At 31.7% G+C, this 23,497-nt stretch carries 20 protein-coding genes and 1 tRNA gene; all 21 read right to left on the reverse strand.

Features of this window, described 5'->3' with window-relative positions; all coding sequences use genetic code 11:
* Position 1: 1 nt before the first annotated feature.
* Positions 2-1,723, reverse strand: a complete 1,722-nt coding sequence (locus VJI95_RS04260) for a T7SS effector LXG polymorphic toxin (protein ID WP_324010378.1) — start codon at positions 1,721-1,723, stop codon at positions 2-4.
* A 247-nt stretch (positions 1,724-1,970) separates the two neighbouring features.
* Positions 1,971-2,804, reverse strand: coding sequence for an RnfABCDGE type electron transport complex subunit B (locus VJI95_RS04265; protein WP_324010379.1), 834 nt, complete (start codon positions 2,802-2,804; stop codon positions 1,971-1,973).
* A 10-nt stretch (positions 2,805-2,814) separates the two neighbouring features.
* Positions 2,815-3,390 (reverse strand): electron transport complex subunit RsxA, encoded by a 576-nt coding sequence (rsxA, locus tag VJI95_RS04270; RefSeq protein ID WP_324010380.1) that lies wholly within the window; start codon positions 3,388-3,390, stop codon positions 2,815-2,817.
* Positions 3,390-4,004: an electron transport complex subunit E gene (locus tag VJI95_RS04275; RefSeq protein WP_324010381.1), complete on the reverse strand. Its 615-nt coding sequence runs from the start codon at positions 4,002-4,004 to the stop codon at positions 3,390-3,392. Before VJI95_RS04275 ends, rsxA begins: the two co-directional genes overlap by 1 nt.
* Before the next feature lie 10 nt (positions 4,005-4,014).
* Positions 4,015-4,593 (reverse strand): RnfABCDGE type electron transport complex subunit G, encoded by a 579-nt coding sequence (locus VJI95_RS04280; RefSeq protein WP_323999301.1) that lies wholly within the window; start codon positions 4,591-4,593, stop codon positions 4,015-4,017.
* Complete coding sequence (locus VJI95_RS04285; RefSeq protein ID WP_324010382.1) at positions 4,593-6,050, reverse strand: RnfABCDGE type electron transport complex subunit D; 1,458 nt, start codon at positions 6,048-6,050, stop codon at positions 4,593-4,595. The genes VJI95_RS04280 and VJI95_RS04285 overlap by 1 nt, the downstream gene beginning before the upstream one ends.
* A gap of 10 nt (positions 6,051-6,060) precedes the next feature.
* Positions 6,061-7,386 (reverse strand): electron transport complex subunit RsxC, encoded by a 1,326-nt coding sequence (rsxC, locus tag VJI95_RS04290; protein WP_442953985.1) that lies wholly within the window; start codon positions 7,384-7,386, stop codon positions 6,061-6,063.
* A 392-nt stretch (positions 7,387-7,778) separates the two neighbouring features.
* Positions 7,779-8,003, reverse strand: a complete 225-nt coding sequence (locus VJI95_RS04295) for a helix-turn-helix transcriptional regulator (RefSeq protein ID WP_323999296.1) — start codon at positions 8,001-8,003, stop codon at positions 7,779-7,781.
* Positions 8,004-8,091: 88 nt separating this feature from the next.
* Entirely contained in the window at positions 8,092-8,427 is a 336-nt protein-coding gene (locus tag VJI95_RS04300; RefSeq protein WP_323999295.1) for an SdpI family protein, read from the reverse strand.
* Between the two features lie 281 nt (positions 8,428-8,708).
* Positions 8,709-13,628 (reverse strand): Sgo0707 family adhesin, encoded by a 4,920-nt coding sequence (locus VJI95_RS04305; RefSeq protein WP_324010384.1) that lies wholly within the window; start codon positions 13,626-13,628, stop codon positions 8,709-8,711.
* Between the two features lie 321 nt (positions 13,629-13,949).
* Positions 13,950-14,035: transfer RNA gene (locus VJI95_RS04310), tRNA-Leu, on the reverse strand.
* Between the two features lie 27 nt (positions 14,036-14,062).
* A complete protein-coding gene (sdaAA, locus tag VJI95_RS04315) occupies positions 14,063-14,944 on the reverse strand; it encodes an L-serine ammonia-lyase, iron-sulfur-dependent, subunit alpha (RefSeq protein WP_324010385.1) in 882 nt (293 codons plus the stop codon).
* A gap of 8 nt (positions 14,945-14,952) precedes the next feature.
* Positions 14,953-15,615: an L-serine ammonia-lyase, iron-sulfur-dependent subunit beta gene (sdaAB, locus tag VJI95_RS04320; protein WP_324010386.1), complete on the reverse strand. Its 663-nt coding sequence runs from the start codon at positions 15,613-15,615 to the stop codon at positions 14,953-14,955.
* Positions 15,615-16,562 carry a TIGR01212 family radical SAM protein gene (locus tag VJI95_RS04325; RefSeq protein WP_324010387.1) on the reverse strand — a complete coding sequence of 316 codons (948 nt, stop codon included), beginning with the start codon at positions 16,560-16,562 and terminating at the stop codon, positions 15,615-15,617. Before VJI95_RS04325 ends, sdaAB begins: the two co-directional genes overlap by 1 nt.
* Positions 16,562-17,002, reverse strand: a complete 441-nt coding sequence (locus VJI95_RS04330; RefSeq protein ID WP_323999131.1) for a peroxiredoxin — start codon at positions 17,000-17,002, stop codon at positions 16,562-16,564. The genes VJI95_RS04325 and VJI95_RS04330 overlap by 1 nt, the downstream gene beginning before the upstream one ends.
* Positions 16,992-17,852, reverse strand: coding sequence for a Cof-type HAD-IIB family hydrolase (locus VJI95_RS04335; RefSeq protein WP_323999133.1), 861 nt, complete (start codon positions 17,850-17,852; stop codon positions 16,992-16,994). The genes VJI95_RS04330 and VJI95_RS04335 overlap by 11 nt, the downstream gene beginning before the upstream one ends.
* Positions 17,853-17,906: 54 nt before the next feature.
* The gene (locus VJI95_RS04340; protein WP_323999134.1) at positions 17,907-18,203 is read right to left on the reverse strand and encodes a DUF1292 domain-containing protein; all 297 of its coding nucleotides are present in this window, start codon (positions 18,201-18,203) and stop codon (positions 17,907-17,909) included.
* A 643-nt stretch (positions 18,204-18,846) separates the two neighbouring features.
* Entirely contained in the window at positions 18,847-19,569 is a 723-nt protein-coding gene (locus VJI95_RS04345) for a hypothetical protein (RefSeq protein ID WP_324010388.1), read from the reverse strand.
* Between the two features lie 140 nt (positions 19,570-19,709).
* Entirely contained in the window at positions 19,710-20,345 is a 636-nt protein-coding gene (locus VJI95_RS04350) for a V-type ATP synthase subunit D (RefSeq protein WP_324010389.1), read from the reverse strand.
* A 13-nt stretch (positions 20,346-20,358) separates the two neighbouring features.
* Entirely contained in the window at positions 20,359-21,735 is a 1,377-nt protein-coding gene (locus tag VJI95_RS04355; protein ID WP_323999139.1) for a V-type ATP synthase subunit B, read from the reverse strand.
* On the reverse strand, positions 21,728-23,497 hold the full coding sequence (locus VJI95_RS04360; RefSeq protein WP_323999141.1) for a V-type ATP synthase subunit A: 1,770 nt from the start codon (positions 23,495-23,497) through the stop codon (positions 21,728-21,730). Before VJI95_RS04360 ends, VJI95_RS04355 begins: the two co-directional genes overlap by 8 nt.

Below are 23,497 nucleotides of genomic sequence, written 5' to 3' on the forward strand. Positions count from 1 at the left end.
TTTAATTTCCCCCAACTATTATTTTTACTATTATATTGTTTAGTTTCCCATATTCAATAGCATTGTTAATACAATTTATTTGGCTTTCGTTAAGCGTTACATTTGGAACTACTACTTCTAAGCATTTAAATGAATAATCTTCAGGAGTAACATCTATATTATTCTTACTACCTCTTTCAAAATCAATTAACTTATTAATATCACTTTTAATGGTATATTCCAATCTTTTTCCAGTTAAATAAGATTCTGCCGATAAATCTCTACTTTTTATACTTGTTATTACCCTATTTTCTAGTCTATCAATAACAGGAAAATTATGTCCTAAATTGTTATTACCCTCCATGCGATCAATAATTATTCCTCTTGATGTAGGCAATTCATTCCAAGTTTCGTCACTAACTATAATTTTCTTTATTTTTACATCAATTTTTGAAAATGAGTCGTCTAATTTAAAAGTCCTATTCAAAGTAAAATCACTAGCAATTTTTGAACCTGCATATGCTCCTAGCATGGAAGCTATAAACTGTCCAATTCTTGCATTTTCTTCTGAAAATCCAAGTTGTTTCAGTCCATAATAGCCAACCTTTCCTCCAACCCATGCTCCTGCACTTCCTGCTAAAAATTGAATACTTCCTTTAACAATACTATTTGTTTTTCCTATTGGTATAAGTATTGATGAACCTGTTGTAAAAATCTGTCCTAATCCATGGTACAATTTATCATTTCCTAAAAATACAGTATCTCTTATAGGATTAATAGCACCTGTTTTGTTATCTCCTAAAGAGCCATAAATTACATCTTGACCAGCTTCTGTCATATTAGATACTGAATATGCTACTGTTCCTGTTCCACATATTTTCCCAGCAAAAGCTACTAATGGTATTGCTGATCCTCCCGTTGCTACTATTGCTGCTGTTCCAACTAAAAGTATAAGTCCTCCAACAATTAAGTTTTTTATCCCTTTATTTCTTCTCTCTTTTGCGAAAATTTGTTCCCATCTAACTTTATCTCTTTTGTCTGCCTCTTCTATTATATTTTTCCTATTGGAAAGATATCTATTAGAATTATCTAAAGCAACAGCTAATTCTTTTGCAAAGTCTATTTTAGCTAAGTCTCCTGATTGGTAGGTGCTTATATCACGAGCTTTATTGCTATAGTTTCCCATGAAATTTCTTGTAGATACCAATAACTCCTTGAAAAGTTTTAAATCTTGCGATTGATGCAATTTCTCATATGAAACTATTCTGCTATTAAGAGTGTCTAACCCACTAATTAAAAAATTATAGTTAGAAATCATAGTATCATGACTATTTCCACTGTAACTTATTAAGTCAGAAACTTTATTTTTTGTTGCTACTAGTAAATCTATCTGATTTGCAAAATTACTTCTAGAATAGGACAATTCATTCCTTAAGTTTACAAAAGTTTGTTCAGAGAGCTTTGCTTTAGAATCACTATCTATATTATAGTATCCATCTTTATATAACAAGTAAGAATAAGCATAATCCTGAATTAAATTTTGCATCGAAACTAACAAAGTTCCGTGAACTTCACATAGATATACTTTAATGCTATCCATTGTCTCTCCCTTAAGAGAAGAGTCATCAGAAAAATTTTTAATTGCTTTTAAAAGATTATTTATTGAATTATTCCAAATTGCTATGGAATTGGAGAGTTCTCTTTGAACATTGGTTATATCTTCAAAATGAATTTTATATTCCACTTCAATATCCCCCTATCTATCATAAACTAAAAATCCTTTTCAACTTACTATGTAAACATATTAGTTAAATTAAGTTTTGAAACTAACATACATTTATTATATCATTAATATAATATAATATTATCTATTATGTAAATTTAATATGTACACTCATTAAACAGCATTTCTATATCTTATATTATTATATCATTAATATAAAAATAATACAAAAAGAGAAGAAATCATTAAATTTCTTCTCTAATTAAGTTTATGCTACTTCATTTACTTTTTCAGCCATTTTCTTTATTAATCCTGGATGAATTGCATTTGTAGGACATTTATCTGCAGCTTGTAAAAGTAAATCTTCCTCTAAACCTTGTTTATAATTTACAACAGCCAAATTGTTTTCAATTACAAATGCTTCAGGATATACTCTTGCACACATTTTACAACCGATACATCCAACTTTACAAGCATTTTTAACAACATTTCCAGCTGCAAAGCTCTTACATTTTACCATAACTGTTTGTTCATAAGGAACTAAATCAATTAAGTTCTTTGGACAAATTTCTATACATTTGTTACATGCTGTACAATTTTCTTTATTTACAACTGCAAGTCCATTTATCATATCTATTGCATTGAATCCACAAACATCTTGACAAGTACCACAGCCCAAACATCCATAAGCACAAGTCTTACTTCCTCCTTGCATTGAGTTGTTTACTCTACAATCTCTAATGCCAGTATATATGTATTTTTCTTTCGCGAAATCCTTGTCACCTTGACACATTACACAAGCTACCATTCTTTGAACATCGCCAGCTTCAGTTCCTAAAAGTTTTGCAAGCCTTGCAACTAAGTCAGCTCCACCAACAGGACAAGCATTTATTCCTGCTGATCCTTCAGCAATAGCCTTCGCAAGACCATCACAACCCGGAAAGCCACAAGCACCACAGTTTGCGCCTGGTAATTCGTTTCTAACTTGTATAACTTTTTCATCAACTTTTACAAAAAATACTTTTGATGCAAATCCGAGTATCAATGCAAATAAAATACCTAAAACACCAAGTAACAAAACCGGTATCATTATATCATTCATAATCTCACCTCTATACTAATCCCGCAAATCCATAAAATGCCAAAGACATAAGTCCAATGGTAATTAATGTAAGAGGAACTCCTTCAAGATTTTTAGGAACTTCTGTCAATTCCAACTTTTCTCTTATAGAAGCCAAGCACACAATGGCTAATAAAAATCCAAGTGATGCCCCCATACCATTAAATATTGTTTCTAACAAATTATATTCTTTTTGTATATTTGTAATTGCAACTCCTAAAACTACACAGTTTGTAGTTATAAGTGGAAGGAAAACTCCCAATGCATTATAAAGATTTGGACTCATCTTTTTGAGTACCATTTCAACAAATTGTACTAAAGTCGCTATTACAAGTATAAACACAATTGTTTGTAAATATTCAAGTCCTAAAGTATCCAATAATGTTTTTTGAATTACCCAAGTTACAGCACTTGAAATTGTAATTACGAATGTAACTGCCATACCCATACCAAATGCAGTTTCAACTTTATTTGATACACCAATCAATGGACAAATTCCCAAGAATTGTCCTAAAACATAGTTATTTACTAAAATTGATGCAACTAAAATTTTTAATATTGTACCCATTAGTTACCTCCTTCTTTTTTAGCATTAACTTTTCTACTTATCATATTAAATCCTGCTACTAAAAGTCCAAGAATAATAAAGGCTCCTGGAGCTTGTGTGATAACACCTATACTTACATAATTTTTCCCAAGAATTGGAAATCCTAACCAAGTCCCATTACCTAAAATTTCACGAACACTTGCCAGTACAATCAATGCACAAGTAAAACCAACTCCTTGTCCTATTCCGTCTATCATTGATGAAAAAACCGAATTCTTTGATGCAAAAGATTCTGCTCTTGCTAAGATTAAACAGTTTACTACTATTAGTGGTATAAAAAGTCCCAAACTATCATATAGTGCAGGTATGTATGCTGATAAGAACATTTGTACTAATGTTACGAATGTCGCTATAATTACAACATACGCAGGTATTCTAACTTTATCCGGAATAAACTTTCTAAGGATTGAAATTACAATATTTGAACAAGTTACTACAAATATTACTGATGAACCCATCCCTATTGCATTTACAACGCTTGTTGTTACGGCTAATACTGAACACATCCCAACAAGTTGAACAAGTACAGGGTTATTTGAAAATATACCATCAAAGAAAATCTTTTTTAATTTCATATCATCCCTCCTACTTTTCAAGTTCTTGTAATGCGTCTATTGCAGCATTTAACCCATTTAGAACGGCATTAACACTTATTGTTGTTCCTGTTATTGCTTGAATATCATTATCTGCATCTGGATTTAAATTTTTAACTAAATGCTCAGTAACTTTATTTCCAACAACACTTTTAGCATATTCGTCAGTTGTTACTCTACTTCCAAGTCCAGGTGTTTCACTATGTTTTAAAACTTTGAAACCAACTATAGTTTTATTTTCAATATTTACAGCCATAAGCATTGAAATATCTCCACCATAACCATTTTTCCCCAATGTTTTAAAAACATATCCAACTGTTTTATCTGATTTCTTCGCAACTTCTATCTTTTCTATGTTTTTTATCTTTGTTTTTATTGTATTAAGTTTTGCTTCTTCTAAAGTTTCAAACTTATCTGCATCGGCAAAAACTTCTTTTAAAGCTGCCTCATATTGAGCCTTTTCTCTTGCTTTAATCACCGGAGAAGTAAAACTATTTGCAAATGCAAGAACGAAACCTGCAATTGCAGTAATTAAAAACAATCTGACTGTCAATTTAATAGTTTCTTTCATTACTTTTTAACTCTCCCTTCTCCAAAAACTTTAGGGACACAATATTTTTCTAAAAGTGGTGTTAAAATATTCATAAATAGGATAGAATAACTTACACCTTCAGGTAAATTACCAAAGTTTCTTATAAGTGCGGTAATTATACCACAACCCATAGCGAAAAATACTTGAGCCTTTCTATTAACGGGAGCTGATACATAATCAGTAGCCATAAAGAATGCCCCTAATATTAGTCCACCCATTAAAAGTTGAACTGGTAAATTTGCTACAGGAGTTCCTGTAAGAGCTAAAACAACTGCTGTTGTAGATATAAATACTAATGGAATTCTAAGTTGAATAACTCCTCTATACAATAAATATCCAGCTCCAATCAATAAGCATATAGTTGAAACTTCACCAATACAACCTCCTCTAACACCTATGAATGCTTCAAGAAAATTTACTTGAGTTCCCTTTGATAAAGGTGTCGCAAAAGTTGTAGCATCTAGTGAAGAATAAGTTGAGGAATTTATTAAATTTGAAATCCCTGAGTTAGGTGCAACGTAATTTGCCATCGCCGTTGGGAATGATGCCATTAATGCAGCTCTTGCAGCAAGTGCAGGGTTCATAAAGTTCATTCCAAGTCCCCCGTATAATTGCTTAACGATTATAATGGCAAATATACTTCCAAGTGCAACCATCCAGTAAGGAATAGTAACCGGAACATTGAAAGCTAAAAGCATTCCAGTAATTACTGCTGAATAATCTTTTATAGTAATTGATTTATGTGTTAATTTTTCGTAAAGATATTCAGAACCTACAGCAAAAACTACTGACACTAATGTAACCAATAAGGCTCTAAGCCCAAAGAAATAAATTCCAGCAAGTAATGTTGGTATTAAAGCTATAACAACATCTCTCATAACAGTACTTACTGTTGCTTCACTTCTCAAATGAGGAGATGATCCTACAAATAATTTGATTTGAGGTTCTTCATTACGTCCACCTCTTGCAGGTCTTTCTCTTCTTTCTCTTGCAGGTTTTTCTTCTGAAGCTTCACCACTTTCTGCTGACCTCTCTCTTCTTTCTCTTGTAGGTCTTTCAGATCTCTCTCTAGGTTCTCTAGGAGTTCTTTCGCGTCTTTCTCTAACTGGTCTTTCGCTTTTTGCCTCTTCTCCTGATTCTGAATTTTCTGTTGTTTCAGAACTTGTTGATACCTCATCAGAGGCAACCCTTGAGCTTCTTTCTCTTGCAGGACGTTCCACTCTTTCTCTAGGCTCTCTAGGAGTTCTTTCACGTCTTTCTCTAACTGGTCTTTCAGTTTTTGTTTCTTCTGAAGTAGAAGTTTCTTCAACATTTTCAGTTGCAACCTGTTTTACTTCTTCAACTTTTTCAGACACGATTTCAGTTTCTCTTGTATCTATATCTGTTCCCTTTTCCAATTCAGAAGGGGCTTCAACTTTTAAATCTTTTTCGTCCATAGTACCCTCCTTATGCTCTCTTTCCTTTACCTTGTTTTCTAACTTCGGCTTTTCCAAGTCTAATAGTTTCAACTAAAGGTCTGTTTGATGGACAAATATATGAGCAGGAACCGCATTCAATACAATCCATTAAATGTAATTTTTCCGCATCTTCAACTCTATGTTTCAAAGTATAAAGCTGTAAATATAAAGGCTGTAAGTACACAGGACATATATCAACACATCTACCACATCTTATGCAAGGACTTACAGCTTTAGGAGCGCTTTCTTCCTGAGTCATAAAAAGTAGTCCACCCATAGCTTTACCTGTAGTAACATTAGGAGTATATTGTGTTTCACCCATCATCGGTCCACCTGAAATAATTTTTCCAGGTTCACTTTCATATCCTCCAATAAATTCTACAATATCAGAAACTTTTGATCCTACTCTAACCATAACATTTTGTGGTTCTTTTAGTGCATGTCCTGTCATAGTAACCAATTTTTCATATAGAGGTTTCCCATGCAAAACAGCATCTTTAATTGCAATTGCAGTATTAGCATTTATTACTCTTATACCAACCGCAGAAGTAGAAGCTCCTGAAGGTACAACTATTCCAGTTGTAGCTTGAATAAGTCTTTTTTGATCTCCTTGAGGATATTTAGTCTTTACAACACTTACAGTTACCTCAGGATAAGACTTTGACGCTTCTTTTAACTTGTCAATAGCAAGTGGCTTATTGTCTTCGATACCTAAAATACCTTTTTTTGCCCCCATTGCCTTCATTGCAAGTAAAAGTCCCATAACAACTTTTTCAGGATATAATTCCATCATAAGTTGATCACTTGTTAAATATGGCTCACATTCAGCGCAGTTTATTATTATGTAATCTGTAATTTGTCCTTCTCTAGCTGTCAACTTTACATGAGTAGGAAATCCTGCGCCCCCAAGTCCGACAATGCCGGCTTCTTTTATGGCGTCTATTATGTCTGTCGCGCTTACTTCGTCAATAGTTAAATTCTTTTCTTCATATCCCAATTCGTCCAAACCGTCATTTTCGATAGTTACTCCTTGACACATAACACCTGTTGCAGTCATAATCTCATCAATAGACTTAACTTTCCCACTAACGCTTGAATGTACATTTGCAGAAATAAAAGCTGATGCTTCTCCAATTTTTTGTCCAACTTTTACCAAATCATTTTTGCTAACCAAACAAGTAGCGGGTGCTCCTGAGTGTTGTAATAGAGGTATTGTTACTATCTTAGGAACAAAACCAAAATTGACAGGTTTCGAATTAGTCAACTCTTTAAAGTCGTGGATATGCTTTCCACCTTTAAAAGTGTTCACACTCACTTTATTCACCTCTTTTTATTATCACAATTTTTAAAACCTCTGTATAAACAAAATTAACAATATCAATAATTGCTAGTACAGAAAAACAAAATTTTAAAAACTTGTATTCATAATTATTTTACAACATTTTTACTTCAATGTCAATTTAAAATTAGGTAGTAAAGCGATTTAATTGTTATGATACAATTGATGTGAGACCAAGGGTACAAAAAAAGATTGGGATTTTATTTCCCAATCTCCAGAGTGCAGACAAAGCATAAGTTTTGTCTGTGCTTTTTTTACAAATTAAAAGGCTGAAGATCTTTTACTCCCAAACCCTATACTGAACCTTAATAAAAAAAGAAGCAATATTAATGAAACTGCTTCTTCAAAAATATATTCATCACAGAATATCATTCGCAACCTTTATGGCAATAAGTCTCGTTCCCATCCAAATCAAATATTTTATAAATACACTCCCCCAGTACTTCTGATATATCATTGGCTAGTTTCAAGCTCGGAACAACTTTACCAGTTTCTATTTTATTTATGCTCACTCTCGAAACTCCTACCTTTTTAGCCAAACGATGTTGTGATAGCCCTAATGGTTTTCTATATTCTTTAATTCTATTTCTCACTATTTAACAATCACCTTCCATATAATAATTTAATATAAAATCCTATTAATTATCTTCAAAAATCAATAATATCACATTGAATACAAAACTACACTTCTTTAATCTTTTTATTTACGAATAAGGTTAACGCAATCATACTGATAATACTAATAGATGTAACAATTAAAGAATTCCATTCCATTGAAACTATTTTAATATATCTCATTATAGCGACAAAAATAAATAAAACTATCCCTACTCTAAAACAATATTTCCCACATAACAAATTTGCTTTCTTCCAATTTTCTTCATTTTTCATTGATAAAGAAGTCCTCATTCCCGAATAACGATTAATATCACCATTAGCAATTTTTTTCCACCATGGATATGAAACAATCATTAGAACCGGTATGATATAATCTATGACCATAAAGAAATATTTCATGCTAAATCACCTCCACTTGTCTAATTACTACTAATTGTTCTAACTTGCTACATGTATCCAATATTGAACAAATAAACACTGCTTTCTTGTATTTCAAATATTTTTCATCATTCTTATGTAGCATTTTCAACATCTTCTTTTATATTATTATACTACTTTTTCCTTATTTTCTCCACTAAAAAAGTGCCAATGTTTTATCATTGACACCTTTGTCATCAGTCTGAAGATTGGGATTTTTATTCCCAATCTCTTCTCTATCAAATATTTACTTTTTCAAGAATTTATTTCTTTTTCTTTCTTCTATATCTGATCTTCATCGCACCTAGTGCTCCTGTTGATAATCCCAATAATACTGTATACAATGCTGTGTTTACTCCGTATCCTGTTTTTGGTATTGCTGGCTTCGGTCTTAATGGTGTTAGATTTGTTGTTTCATTTGTATCAAATTTATTACTTCCATCTGCTACATTTGCCTTATTTAAGATTCTTTCTCCATTTACATTTGCGTTTACTTTTACCTTGAATGTAACTTCTACTGTTTCTCCATCTGCTACTTTTTCCTTTGTCCAAGTAATTTCTCCATCTTTGTAAATTCCACCATTATCTGCTGATCCTTCTACATATCTCGTATGTTCTGGTATCATATCCTTTATTACAACCTTTTGGACTTTTCCTGTTGTATTCTTGTAAGTTATCTTGTAAAGTAGTTCATCTTTTCCCCTTACTCTCTTACCATCAATACTTGTCTTATCATCTTGACTATTGAATACATCCTTAAAAGGTCTTGTTGCTGTTGGATTTGTTGTTTCATTTGTATTGAAATTATTATTTCCATCAACTACATTTGCCTTATTTAGAATCTTTTCTCCACTTACATTGTCATCTACTTTTACCTTAAATGTAACTTCTACTGTTTCTCCATCTGCTACATTTTCTTTTGTCCAAGTGATTTCTCTGTCTTTGTATACTCCAGCATTATCTGCTGAATCTTTTACATAAGTTGTATGTTCTGGTATTCTATCTTTTATTACAACTTTTTGTACTTTTCCTGTAGTATTCTTGTAAGTTATTTTGTAAAGTAATTCTTGCCCTGCTTTTACTTCCTTACCGTCTATACTTGTATTTGTATCTTTACTATCAAAAACATCTTTTAATGGTTTTGTAGAAGTTGGATTTGTTGTTTCATTTGTGTCAAATGTATTACTTCCATCTGCTACTTTTGCCTTATTTAAGATTCTTTCTCCATTTACATTGTCGTCTACTTTTACCTTAAATGTAACTTCTACTGTTTCTCCGTCTGCTACATTTTCCTTAGTCCAAGTAATTTCTCCGTCTTTATAAATTCCTTTGTTATCTGCTGAATCTTTTACATATGTTGTATGAGCTGGAATCTTATCTTTTATTACAACCTTTTGTACCTTTCCTGTTGTATTTTTGTAAGTTATTTTGTAAAGTAGTTCTTGGCCTGCTTTTACTTCATTACTATCTATACTTGTCTTATCATCTTTACTATCAAAGACATCTTTTACAGGTTTTGTCGCTGTTGGATTTGTTGTTTCGTTTGTATCGAAATTATTATTTCCATCAACTACATTTGCTTTATTTAAGATTTTTTCTCCATTTACATTGTCATCTACTTTTACCTTAAATGTAACTACTACTGTTTCTCCGTCTGCTACATTTTCTTTTGTCCAAGTGATTTCTCCATTTGCAAAAGTTCCACCATTATCTGCAGAATTTTCTACATAACTTGTATGTTCTGGGATTCTATCTTTTATTACGACCTTTTGAGCTTTTCCTGTTGTATTCTTGTAAGTTATCTTGTAAAGTAGTTCATCTTTTGCCTTTACTTCCTTACCATCTATACTCTTTGTAGTATCTTGACTATTAAATACAGACTTAACAGGTTTTGTCGCTGTTGGATTTGTTGTTTCATTTGTATCAAATTTATTACTTCCATCAGCCACTTTTGCTTTATTTAAGATTTTTTCTCCATTTACATTGTCATCTACTTTTACCTTAAATGTAACTTCTACTGTTTCTCCATCTGCTACATTTTCTTTTGTCCAAGTGATTTCTCCGTCTTTGTAAATTCCTTTGTTATCTGCTGAATCTTTTACATATGTTGTATGAGCTGGAATCTTATCCTTTATTACAACCTTTTGTACCTTTCCTGTAGTATTCTTGTAAGTTATCTTGTAAAGTAGTTCTTGGCCTGCTTTTACTTCATTACTATCTATACTTGTCTTATCATCTTTACTATCAAAGACATCTTTTACAGGTTTTGTCGCTGTTGGATTTGTTGTTTCATTTGTATCAAATGTATTACTTCCATCAACTACATTTGCTTTATTTACAATCTTATCCCCATTTACATTGTCATCTACTTTTACTTTAAATGTAACTACTACTGTTTCTCCATTTGCTACATTTTCCTTTGTCCAAGTAATTTCTCCGTCCTTGAAGACTCCATTATTATTAGCTGATCCTTCTACATAAGTTGTATGAGCTGGAATCTTATCCTTTATTACAACCTTTTGTTCTTTTCCTGTAGTATTCTTGTAAGTTATCTTGTAAAGTAGCTCATCTTTTGCTTTTGCTTCTTTACCATCTATACTTGTTTTACTATCCTTAGGATTAAAGACATCCTTAACTGGTTTTGTTGCTGTTGGATTTGTTGTTTCATTTGTATCAAAATCATTACTTCCATCTACTACATTTGCCTTATTTAGAATCTTTTGTCCATTTACATTGTCATCTACTTTTACTTTAAATGTAACTACTACTGTTTCTCCATCTGCTACATTTTCTTTTGTCCAAGTGATTTCTCCATTTGCAAAAGTTCCACCATTATCTGCAGAATTTTCTACATAAGTTGTATGAGCTGGAATCTTATCCTTTATTACAACTTTTTGAACTTGACCAGTTGTATTCTTGTAAGTTATCTTGTAAAGTAATTCATCTTTTGCTTTTACTTCCTTACCGTCTATACTTGTATTTGTATCTTGACTATTAAATACAGACTTAACTGGTTTTGTCGCTGTTGGATTTGTTGTTTCATTTGTATCGAAATTATTATTTCCATCTGCTACATTAGCTTTATTTAATATTTTATCTCCATTTACATTATCATCTACTTTTACCTTAAATGTAACAACTACTGTTTCTCCATTTGCTACATTTTCTTTTGTCCAAGTGATTTCTCCGTCTTTGAAGACTCCATTATTTGTTGCTGAACCCTTTACAAAAGTTGTATGTGCAGGTATTTTATCCTTTATTACAACCTTTTGTACTTGTCCTGTAGTATTCTTGTAAGTTATCTTGTAAAGTAGTTCATCTTTTGCCTTTACTTCCTTACCATCTATACTTGTATTTGTATCTTGACTATTAAATACGTCCTTAACTGGTTTTGTTGCTGTTGGGTTTGTTGTTTCATTTGTATCGTAACTATTTTCACCATCATTTACAGTTGCATGGTTTTTAATTACTTCTCCATTAACCTCTTTATCAATCTTAACTTTAAATGTAACTGTCCATGTTTCTCCAGGTGCAATCTTCTTATTCCATTTTACAGTTCCATTTTCAAAAGTTCCATTATTATCTGCAGATACAAAGCTTGTATGATTAGGAAGTTTATCTGTAATTGTTGCATCAACTTCTGTATACTTGGTATTTGTATATTTTATTGCATAAGTAAGCTCTTGTTCTGGATTAACAGTTTTACCATCTATATTTACTGTAGACTCACCTGTATAAACTTCTTTTTGAGGTTTAGTAGGAGTTGGTGGTATTAATTTTGTTTCAACAGTATTGGCAAACGCAGGAATCCCATCAAAATACATTCTTGCAGTGGAGTTAATTACCTTGTCATCACCATTTACTAAAGCTTTTTCATTTGTCTCAGTATTATAAACAATTTCATAAACTTTTCCAGCTTTATCTCTACTAAATAAAGATTTATTAATAATATCTATTTCTATAGTGGGTGGCACCCCTTGAGCTTCAACCTTTGTTAATTTATAATCAACATTCTCAGTTAAAATTTTTCCGTCTAATTTTACTTGTGCAGATTTAAAATCTACTTTCTTATCAAATTGATCAGTAAATTTTAATGTCTTTATATCGTCAATTATATCAACTCCAGGTCTTGGAACAGTATAAGTAACTGTATAGTTTATTGGTTCGCCAATTCTCTTAGGAGCTTCTTGCCTGTCAACAACTTTTTTAGGAGTTTTTTCTGGATTGTTATAGTAAGGTACTTCTGCAAAGAATTTGAAAAGTCCTCCACTAGTAGCTGCCGTATTAAAACCGAAAGATACTTTGTTGTTTACAGAACGCATAACGAATCCGGTTTTATTAAATTCGTCAGGACCTGATGTTCCTTGAGAAGATATTGTTGATTTTGGACGCCAGTAATGCCAAGCTCCTTCGTCATACTCTATTAAATCATACTGTTCATTATATACTAATTTATCAATTGTTTGAGTATAATTTTCTACTAACATACATTCATAAAATGTAGTCTTATGATTATTTGCTATAGTATTACCAGGTTTTACGTCTATGTCTGTAGGTACCATTGTTAGTTTAACATCACAAGGTGTTCCATCATCATATTCTAATGTAACAGTACAATTTGTTTTTGTATTGAAACCTTGTTCATTGTTATCATTGAAATTAGGATGATCAGGATAAACATAGTCCATCAACTGAATACCACTATCTCCCCAGTTTTGGTCGACTGTTAAAAATGGCACTCCAGCATTCTCATTATTAAAATTATCTTGTTTCCCATAATATTGAGTAGGATTTAATTGTAAACGATTAACCTTAACTCTTACATTTACCTTTTTCCCATTAATTCTTCCAGCGTCTGTAAATAGCAATTCTAAAACATCGTTGAAATTTTGTTGGTGTGGAGTTCTATTAAATTTGTGCATAAACACAGTACTCTCCTTCCAATTGCCATTTGGAACGACATGCTTTTTCAATACGCTTTGACTCATATGAATAACTTTCATATTTTCTTGTCTACATTTAAACTCATACAAATCTAGTTTTGATAAGTCTAAATCGGTATGAGAGACTTCAGGTTTAGCTCCAGGTGCCGCTTCTGTAGTAACACTTGAAATAAAAACCTGAAAAACCATACAAATCATCATAAATAATGACATAATTCGTTTTGAAATTTTCTGTTTCATTATTTCTTGTTCCTTCCATAATAAATACTAAACTTTCAAGTAAAATTTCCTTAAATCTCACTTGAATAAAAGTTAACTACTAAATTTACATTTTAAATAAATACAGGCTATTATTTCAATGTAAACCGATATAAAAGACTCCCCATCTTGTGTAGAAAAGCCTAAAATCTACACAAGAAGTCCCTTTTGAAGATTATAACATAATTTCAGCTTAATGTCCACAATTATTGAAATAGGTTCAGTAACTAAGGCTGAGGATCTTTTACTCCCCAACCTTAGTTACTGAACCTAAAAAAACTCCATTAGTTTAACTAACGGAGTTGGTGCAGAAAAAGGGATTCGAACCCTCACAAGCTTTGCTCACTACCCCCTCAAGATAGCGTGTCTACCAGTTCCACCATTTCTGCATAAATAGGACTTAAAAAAGTCCGTTATTAACTTAATCTGTTTGGAAATACTTTACATTCCATTTTTTTTGCAGATGGACAAGCTGCACATCCACCTAAAGCTGTTTCTCTCAATGTTTCAGGTAAGGCATTTCCAACTTCATACATTGCTTGAACTACTTCATCGAAAGGCACTATACATTCAACCCCCGCAAGCGCAATATCACTTGCAACTAGAGCATTAATAGTTCCTGTTCCATTTCTTAAAGCACAAGGAAATTCTACAAGGCCTGCTACCGGATCACAAACCAATCCCAATACTGAAAGCATTGCAAATGATGATGCTGTCAAAGATTGTTCAGCAGTTCCTCCATGCAATTCTACTATTGCTGCTGCACTCATTGCTGCCGCAGCTCCACATTCAGCTTGACAACCACCTTCAGCTCCAGAGATTGTTGCATTTGTTGCAATAATTCTTCCAATAGTTCCAGAAACTAAAAGTGCCATTAGCATTTCATCATCTGTAAAATTATATTTATCTTGAATCCAAGAGAGACTTCCAGGTAAAATTCCAGCACCTCCAGCTGTAGGTGCAGCTACGATTTTTCCCATCCCTGCGTTTACTTCAGAAGTTGAAAAACCTCTAGCAATTGCAGTAACCATAGACTCTCCTAAGATGCTTTTTCCACTTTGTGCATATCTTAAAATTTTCTTTGCATTCCCACCAGTTATCTTGAATGGATTGATTTTATCATTCGTTATAACATCAGATGCTGAAGCCTTCATTACCTCATAGGTTTCCCTAAGCATCCCTAAAAGTTCTTCTTCTGTTATACCCATTTCTTCTAGTTGATGTTCTAATGCAATTTCACTGATTTTTTTATTTTTTTCTTTACATAAATTTAATAATTGTGCTCCTGAAGAAATCATATAACCTCCTATAATGGTTTTAAAATCATACATTCTAACATATCTGGTAATTTACTTATTCTATAAATAGCCATTTCATCAATTCCACCATCAATTTCCATAACCGCAGATGCAACTCCCTCTTCTCTATTCATAATCAAACTACCTATATTTATCTTGTTCTCAGCTAAAATCGTACTAACTTGTGCAATCATTCCGTATCTATCATTATATTTAAGGATTATTGTATTATAGACTCCTCCAAATTTAACATCAACCCCATTAATATTTGTTATTTCAATGGCTCCACCACCAATTGAAGAGCCTATTACATAAAAGCTCTCTCCGTTTGGATCAATAAATTCAGTTTTAACAGTATTTGGATGTGCATATAACAAATCCATAGGAACGAAAGAAAATTCTATCCCTCTACTTTTTGCAATAGTTAAAGAGTCCCTTATTCTTTCATCATCAGTATCATATCCCAATATTCCACCAACCAAGGCTCTATCCGTACCATGTCCTTGATATGTATTTTTAAAACTTCCATGTAAATGAAAAATTACTTTCTTTATATCTCTTGCATAAATAATTTTTGCAATTCGTCCAAGCCTACAAGCTCCTGCAGTATGAGAACTTGAAGGTCCAATCATTATAGGACCAATAACGTCAAAAAGTCCATAGTTTTTCATTATTTTTTCACTACTCCTTCAAAATTATTAAACAAATCTCCCTGTTTAAAATTATTCCTTTCCATTTTTTCTAAAATTTCATCTCTAATTTTCCACCAACTCGTACTCCAATTACAAAACAAACTATTTTCTTCAGGAACACGACCAAGTAGTCTTTGTAAAACTATTTTTTCATCTAAATTTCTTAAAAAAGAAATAACTAAATCAATAAATTTTTCCTTACTTATTAATTCTATTTCACCATTTGAATACATTTCTCCCAAGACCGTATTTTTTACGATATAGAGTGAATGTAATTTTACCTCTTCAACTTTTAGAGCGGATAAAATCTTTGCAGACTCCACCATATCCAATTCATCATCCCAAGGAAGCCCAACTATTATATGACTACAAACTCTAAATTCAAATTTGTGAATTAAATTAACAGCATTTATAAATTCAGCCAATGTATGTCCTCTATTTAGTTTTATTAAAGTTCTATAATTTACAGTCTGTAATCCAAGCTCAAAGTCTATTTCTAACTTTCTGTTCTTTTGAAAATTCTTTAAAAATAACAATTGTTCTTCTAAAATACAATCAGGTCTTGTTGATAGAGAAACCCCAATTATGTCCTCATCAACAATACTATCTGCAATCATCTTTTTAAAATCTTCTATTCCAAGATATGTATTAGTAAAATTTTGAAAATAGACAATAAATTTTTTTGCATTATATTTTTTTGATATATAAGCCTTATTTCTCAAAACCTGTTCTCTTACGGGCATAGAAATATTACAATTTTCAAAAGAACCGCCTTCTTCTCCACAAAAAATACAACCACCTGTTGCAATATTACCGTCTCTATTTGGACAGCTCAAATTTAATTTAACAGGCAGTTTATAAACTTTTTCTCCATAAATGTCTTTAAGATATTTTGAATATGTTCTGTAAAAATCTTCCTCTAACATTATAATTCCTTCAATGCTTCTAAAACTTTTATAGCATGATCCTTAGCCTTTACATTTCTAAACTCTTTTAAAATATTTCCTTTATCATCTAGAATAAAAGTGGATCTAACAGTTCCCATATACTCTTTACCACACATTTTTTTAAGTTTCCAAACATCAAAATGCTCTTGAATAGAAATATCTTCATCAGATACTAATTCAACACTTAAATTATGTTTTTCAATAAATTTCTTGTGGCTAGCTAAAGAATCTTTACTAACACCGATTATAACGGCATTTAACTTTTCAAATTCACTTTTAAGTTCACTAAATTGGATAGCTTCCAGAGTACAACCTGAAGTATTATCCTTTGGATAAAAATACAATACTATCTTTTTTCCTCTATACTTATCTAAAGAAAATTCTCCATTTATTCCATTAAACTTTAAATTACAAGCCATTTTTTTCTCCTAAAACATCTTTAAATAATTTCTTCAACTCAAAATATACCCCATCTTCATTATTTGTAAATTCAGTAATATTATTTGTCAAAGATTTTAATTCATCAATCCCGTTTTTCATTGCAAAACCAATTCCTGAATTTTTAATCATAGACTTATCATTAAATTCGTCACCAAAAGATACAACATCTGAAAGACTAATATTCTTGCTCTTAAGATAATTAGTTATAGCAACCCATTTATCAGCTTTTTCAGATTGAAATTCCAAAACTTTTTTTCCATTTGGAATCATATATCTATTTTTAACCAAATTATGTTCATCCTTGAATAATCCATAAAATTCATCAATCTTTTCTTTTTGATCTAAGAAAGCTATACATAAGACAGTTTCTAGAGACTTTATATCAACCTGACTAAAATATCTGATGCTGTCTGTGGCAATCTTTTTATCTGCAATATTTTCTTCGAAATGACTTTTCTTAGGTTGTCCGTCTTTTATGGCTAAATGATAACCATCAACAAAAGAATCTACATAAACATAAGGATTCATTCCACAATCCAGAGCCTTATTATAAACTTCTAAAAATTTAGAATTATTTACATATTCAACATTAACTAATTTACTAGATTCCTTAAATCTGCTCATCGCTCCATTATTTGCACAGACCATAATATCTCTTTTTAAAGGTTGTAAAAAGCCTGATGCCATATAAAAATGTCTTCCTGTAGCGATTACAACTTCTATCCCATTTCCTATTAAATTATCCAATAAAGCAAAGCTCCGAGAAGATATTTTTTTGTCATCATCTAACAGAGTTCCATCTAAATCTAAACAAATTGCTTTTAACATAAAAACCTCTTTCAAAAAAATAAAGTGCCGATAACGGCACCTTATAGACTAATTCTATTCGTCGTCTTCTTCAACTAAAGCGTCAAACGCATCAGAAACCTTGTTGAATTCTTCATCATCCTCGATTTCTTCAACTTCAAATTCTCCGTCTTCTTTTTCTATATATTTGCAAAGTAATATACTTCCATCTTCTTGACTTTGAAGAGCCATATATTCTTTTTCTTCAACTTCAAAAACTCCTATAACTTCAAAAGTTTCTTCTTTTCCATCTTCATTTTCAAAAACTAATAATTCAGCTTCCATTTCTTCTTCGCAACCACAACCACAGCCGCAGCCTTTGTTTTCTTCCATTTTGTATGTCCTCCTTAAAATTTTTAAAATCTTAAATTTTAAATCGATAAAAGATATTTCTCACAAAATTATGAAATATTTATCTACAATAATAATACCACATTTTTTAAAAAAAGCATAGCTTTTTAAAATATTTTTTAAAAAATATTTTATTCACAATTTTTTTATTGCGAAGCAACAAGGTTCTCGGGCACCCACCCGATGCAAAGCATCGTGGAAGGGTGAGGTTCTTATTGATAATGTTAAAATAACCAATTTTTTCCCGATTTCCTACCTAAAACAAAAAGTTATCCCACATTTTTATAAAAGTTATCCACAAAATAAAGGTCAAAATATCCACTTATCCACAAGTTATTCAACTTATCCACAATTTTATAAAAAACTCTTTACTTTTTTTATTATCATTTAATCACTTATAATATCATTTTTAAGTGCTAAATTTATAAAAGAATAAAAATACAAATAAACTTGATTTATAATATTACGAACTGGAATATTTTTCACTAGACTATTATTAACAACAATAAAAAAGTTTATCAAATATAAATCTGATAAACTAATTTATTAAACTATTTAATTTTATAGAATTTAATCTATATCTTACTAGTAGATAGAAAAATTCACAATTTTTCAACTCACTTTATTATTTATTTTTAAATAATCTTAAATAAAGAGTATAAACTATATAACCAAATCCTGCAATTGATGCTAAATAAACTAGAATAGATATATATAGCATAACTGTTGATAAATGATTAAAAGTTGACTTTAAAAGCAAACTAGCTACTACAACAATAATATTTACTCCTATAAAGTATAAATTCTTAGTAAGTTTAAAAAAGTCTTTTTTCTTATCAAGAACTGTACTTTTGTAAAACATAATTGCAATTAATACTATTGATAGGAAAACTAAAAAGTGAGAAAAATCTCTAAGATTAGCAATTGTCTTTATAGAATTTGCTCTAGAAGCAACTTTTGTTAATCCAGATAAAGCATCATCTGACTTATTTCCTGTAGCATTAAAACCTCCCAAACTTATAAGCTTAATAATCATATAAACTAAATCAAGTATGAAAACTACTGAAATACCACACATAATATATTCTAATAAATTTTTCTTAGAAACAAATTTATCAAAACTTTCTTTAATGTCAACTTGACTTTCTTCAATTTCATCAGATTTAGTATTAGATTCAACAACTTTTTCTTCAACTGCCTTTTCTTCAATTACCTTTTCTTCAATATCTTTTTTTTCGATATTTTCGTTAACAGTCTCTTCTTTTTTAATTTCTTCAGCTGAACCTTCTTCATGTTTTTCTTCTAAGTTTTCTTTAGCATCAAAATCATCATTTTTTAAATTATCCATAATATCACTCCTTAAAAATAATTTATATAATTGCATTTATTATACTATTTTATTATACTATTATATAAAAACTTTTGCAAGTGATTTAATCATAGTATATAAAGATTTAAAAAAGCTGTTGCAAATCGCAACAGCCTTTTTTATACTTGTTTAGCTATTATATCCTTAACTTTCATAAGTCTTGTAATAGTAGCTCTTTCGTTTTCATCTAGTTTCATTCTGATGAATTTAATAGTTTCTTCCAAATCCGGAATTGTTCTGTACTCAAGAGCATTTACTCTTCTACGAGTCTTTTCAATTTCATCTGCCATTAATTGACAAGCTTTTTCAACTTCTGCAAGTTCTAAAAGCTTATCCATTACTGAATGTAATTCTAAAATTGCATCATCTAGTTCAGAGGAGGTTTGAGCATAACCATAAGGAAATATTGCTCCACTTGATCCTGTTCTGTCAAATTCCATTTTAGGAATATTTACACTCATTACATTTTTTGTTTCAATAGCAACGGATACTTGTTCTTTCGGAAAGGCCACAGCTTGTTCCAAAAATTCGGGACTCATAACAGCACTTGCTAAAAGAAAAGATTTAAATGAATTCGAAAGTTCTTCTTCAACTTCAAGACGAAGTTTTTTATTCTTTCTAATCATTTCTATAAATCTTCTCATAAGTTCATCTTGTTTATCTTTAAGAAGTTTATGACCTCTTTTAGCAGTTACAAGTCTTCCTTTGAGATTAGAAAGAGCCATACGTGTAGGATTTACATTTAGCTTTGCCATCTATATCTCCCCTTTATTCTGTCTTTCCTAAATATTTATCAATATATTCCTCTCTAATTCTCTTAAGTTCTATTCTTGGAACTATACTTAATAATTCCCAACCTAAGTTTAAAGTTTCTTCTATCGTTCTGTTTGTTTCATATCCTTGGTCAACATATTTCTTGTCAAAAGCATCTGCAAATTTTGCAAAAGCTTTATCTGCTTCTGATAATGCAGATTCACCTAAGATTACTGCCAATTCACGAGCCTCTCTACCAGAAGCATAACCTGCATAGATTTGGTTCATTGTATCAGCATGATCTTCTCTTGTCTTTCCTTTCCCGATACCTTTATCTTTAAGTCTTGATAATGAAGGAATTACAAAAATTGGTGGTTGAATACCTTGTTTATATAATTCTCTTGAAAGAATAATTTGTCCTTCTGTGATATATCCTGTAAGGTCAGGTATTGGGTGAGTAATATCATCTTCTGGCATTGTTAAAATAGGAATTTGTGTAATGGAACCAGGTCTACCTTTAAGTCTTCCTGCTCTTTCATAAATTGTTGAAAGGTCAGTATATAAATAACCTGGATAACCACGACGACCTGGAACTTCTTTTCTAGCTGCAGAAACTTCACGAAGTGCTTCTGCATAATTTGTAAGGTCAGTTAAGATTACCAAAACATGCATTCCCTTTTCAAATGCTAAATATTCTGCACAAGTAAGAGCCATACGAGGAGTTGCAATTCTTTCAATCGCAGGGTCATTTGCTAGGTTCATAAACAACACTGCTCTATCTATCGCACCTGTTTTCGTAAAGTCGTCAATAAAGAATTGAGCTTCTTCAAAAGTAATTCCCATTGCTCCAAATACTACGGCAAATTTTTCTCCACCACCAAGCACCTTAGCTTGTCTTGCAATTTGTGCTGCTACATTGTTATGTGGAAGACCTGAACCTGAGAAAATAGGTAATTTTTGTCCTCTAACCAATGTATTAAGTCCATCTATTGTAGAAATACCTGTTTGAATAAATTCTGAAGGATAGTCTCTTGATACGGGATTGATTGGAGAACCGTTAATATCTATCTTCATTTCAGGAATAATCTTTGGCCCCTTATCAATAGGATTACCAAGACCGTCAAAAATTCTTCCAATCATATCTTCAGAAACACCAAGTTCAAGAGGATGGCCTAAAAATCTACAAGAAGTATCTCTTAAGTTAATTCCTGAAGAGCCTTCAAACAATTGCACCATTGCCTTATCTCCATCAATTTCAAGAACTTTTCCTCTTCTCTTTTCTCCATTTTGAACTCTAACTTCAACTAATTCTTCGTATTTTACACCTTCAACACCTTCAACAACCATCAAAGGTCCTACTACTTCTTTTACTGTCTTATACTCTTTAAGCATTAGAGTTACCTCCTTCGCTTATTAATTTTTCTATATCAGCCTTAACTGTTTCAAATAATTCATCAAACTTTTCCAATTCATTTTCAGAAATATTTTTACTTCTTGTTATTCCTTCACGTGATTCAATCTTCAAAATTTCGTCAAGATATACTCCTGAATCCAAAGCTTTTTTAGCTTCATCATAGAAACCTAAAATAAGATTTAACATTTTGAATTGTTTTGGAAGAGAACAATAAGTATCAACTTCATGGAAAGCATTTTGTTGTAAGAAATCTTCTCTTAAGGACTTAGCAACTTCAAGCTTTAATTGATCTGCTTCTGAAAGTGAATCTCTACCTACAAGACGAACTACTTCTTGCAAATTGGATTCTTCTTGTAAAAGTGCCATTGATTGTATTCTATGTGCAGAGAATTTTCTATCAATACTTTCATCCATAAACTTATCCATCTTATCTTGATATAATGAATAAGAATTCAACCAGTTAATAGCTGGGAAATGTCTTCTATAAGATAATGCATAGTCAAGTCCCCAGAATACTTTTACAATTCTAAGAGTGGCTTGTGAAACTGGTTCAGAAATATCTCCACCTGGAGGAGAAACCGCTCCAATTACTGTTAAAGCACCTTCTCTATCTTCGCCTAAACATTTTACAAAACCAGCTCTTTCATAAAAGTCTGCAACTCTTGATGCAAGATATGCTGGATAACCTTCATCACCAGGCATTTCTTCAAGACGACCAGACATTTCACGGAGCGCTTCCGCCCAACGAGAAGTTGAGTCAGCCATAAGTGCTACTGAATAGCCCATGTCTCTAAAGTATTCTCCAATAGTAATACCTGTATAGATTGAAGCTTCACGAGCAGCTACCGGCATATTTGAAGTATTTGCTATAAGTACTGTTCTTTTCATAAGTGATTGACCAGTCTTAGGGTCAAGAATTTCAGGGAATTCCATAAGAACGTCTGTCATTTCATTTCCACGTTCTCCACAACCTACATAAACTACAATTTCTGCGTCAGCCCATTTAGCAAGTTGGTGTTGAACTACTGTTTTTCCTGAACCAAAAGGTCCTGGTATCGCTGCAGCTCCACCCTTTGCAACTGGGAAAAATGTATCAATGATTCTTTGACCTGTTACAAGTGGCCTAACCGGATCCAATTTTCTAGAATATGGACGGCCACGACGCACTGGCCATTTTTGAATCATATTTAATTCTTTAATTCCATCTTCAGTTTCTATTTTGCAAATTATTTCATCAACTGTATGATAACCAGGTAAAATTTCAACAATCTTTCCATTTATTCCTGGTGGTACCATAATCTTATGTGAAACAACTGTTGTTTCTTGTACTGTTCCGATGATATTCCCTTCTGAAACTTCATCTCCAACATCTACTGTAGAAACAAAATCCCATCTTTTTTCTCTATCCAACGGTGATACACTTATTCCTCTTAAAAGAAAATCACCCGCTTTTGCTTGTAAAGCTTCTAGAGGTCTTTGTATCCCGTCAAACATTTGTTCTAACATTCCAGGTCCAAGTTCAATAGAAAGTGGACTACCTGTTGAATAAACATCATCTCCCGGTCCTATACCGGTAGTTTCTTCATAAACTTGAATTGAGGCTCTATCACCTCTCATTTCTATAATTTCTCCAATGAGCTTATTATCAGAAACTTCAACAACATCATATACGTTCGCATCTTCCATTCCTTCTGCAACTACAAGAGGTCCGGAAACTTTAATAACTTTACCGACTTTCAA

It is taken from the genome of Parvimonas sp. C2 (assembly GCF_035282405.1).
Lineage (GTDB): Bacteria > Bacillota > Clostridia > Tissierellales > Peptoniphilaceae > Parvimonas.

What these genes read in the sequence shown, in the direction of transcription:
- VJI95_RS04265 (WP_324010379.1), bottom strand. Translation starts at nt 2,804, where the DNA reads ATGAATGATATAATGATACCGGTTTTGTTACTTGGTGTTTTAGGTATT.
- rsxA (WP_324010380.1), bottom strand. Translation starts at nt 3,390, where the DNA reads ATGGGTACAATATTAAAAATTTTAGTTGCATCAATTTTAGTAAATAAC.
- VJI95_RS04275 (WP_324010381.1), bottom strand. Translation starts at nt 4,004, where the DNA reads ATGAAATTAAAAAAGATTTTCTTTGATGGTATATTTTCAAATAACCCT.
- VJI95_RS04280 (WP_323999301.1), bottom strand. Translation starts at nt 4,593, where the DNA reads ATGAAAGAAACTATTAAATTGACAGTCAGATTGTTTTTAATTACTGCA.
- VJI95_RS04285 (WP_324010382.1), bottom strand. Translation starts at nt 6,050, where the DNA reads ATGGACGAAAAAGATTTAAAAGTTGAAGCCCCTTCTGAATTGGAAAAG.
- VJI95_RS04300 (WP_323999295.1), bottom strand. Translation starts at nt 8,427, where the DNA reads ATGAAATATTTCTTTATGGTCATAGATTATATCATACCGGTTCTAATG.
- VJI95_RS04305 (WP_324010384.1), bottom strand. Translation starts at nt 13,628, where the DNA reads ATGAAACAGAAAATTTCAAAACGAATTATGTCATTATTTATGATGATT.
- sdaAA (WP_324010385.1), bottom strand. Translation starts at nt 14,944, where the DNA reads ATGATTTCTTCAGGAGCACAATTATTAAATTTATGTAAAGAAAAAAAT.
- sdaAB (WP_324010386.1), bottom strand. Translation starts at nt 15,615, where the DNA reads ATGAAAAACTATGGACTTTTTGACGTTATTGGTCCTATAATGATTGGA.
- VJI95_RS04325 (WP_324010387.1), bottom strand. Translation starts at nt 16,562, where the DNA reads ATGTTAGAGGAAGATTTTTACAGAACATATTCAAAATATCTTAAAGAC.
- VJI95_RS04330 (WP_323999131.1), bottom strand. Translation starts at nt 17,002, where the DNA reads ATGGCTTGTAATTTAAAGTTTAATGGAATAAATGGAGAATTTTCTTTA.
- VJI95_RS04335 (WP_323999133.1), bottom strand. Translation starts at nt 17,852, where the DNA reads ATGTTAAAAGCAATTTGTTTAGATTTAGATGGAACTCTGTTAGATGAT.
- VJI95_RS04340 (WP_323999134.1), bottom strand. Translation starts at nt 18,203, where the DNA reads ATGGAAGAAAACAAAGGCTGCGGCTGTGGTTGTGGTTGCGAAGAAGAA.
- VJI95_RS04345 (WP_324010388.1), bottom strand. Translation starts at nt 19,569, where the DNA reads ATGGATAATTTAAAAAATGATGATTTTGATGCTAAAGAAAACTTAGAA.
- VJI95_RS04350 (WP_324010389.1), bottom strand. Translation starts at nt 20,345, where the DNA reads ATGGCAAAGCTAAATGTAAATCCTACACGTATGGCTCTTTCTAATCTC.
- VJI95_RS04355 (WP_323999139.1), bottom strand. Translation starts at nt 21,735, where the DNA reads ATGCTTAAAGAGTATAAGACAGTAAAAGAAGTAGTAGGACCTTTGATG.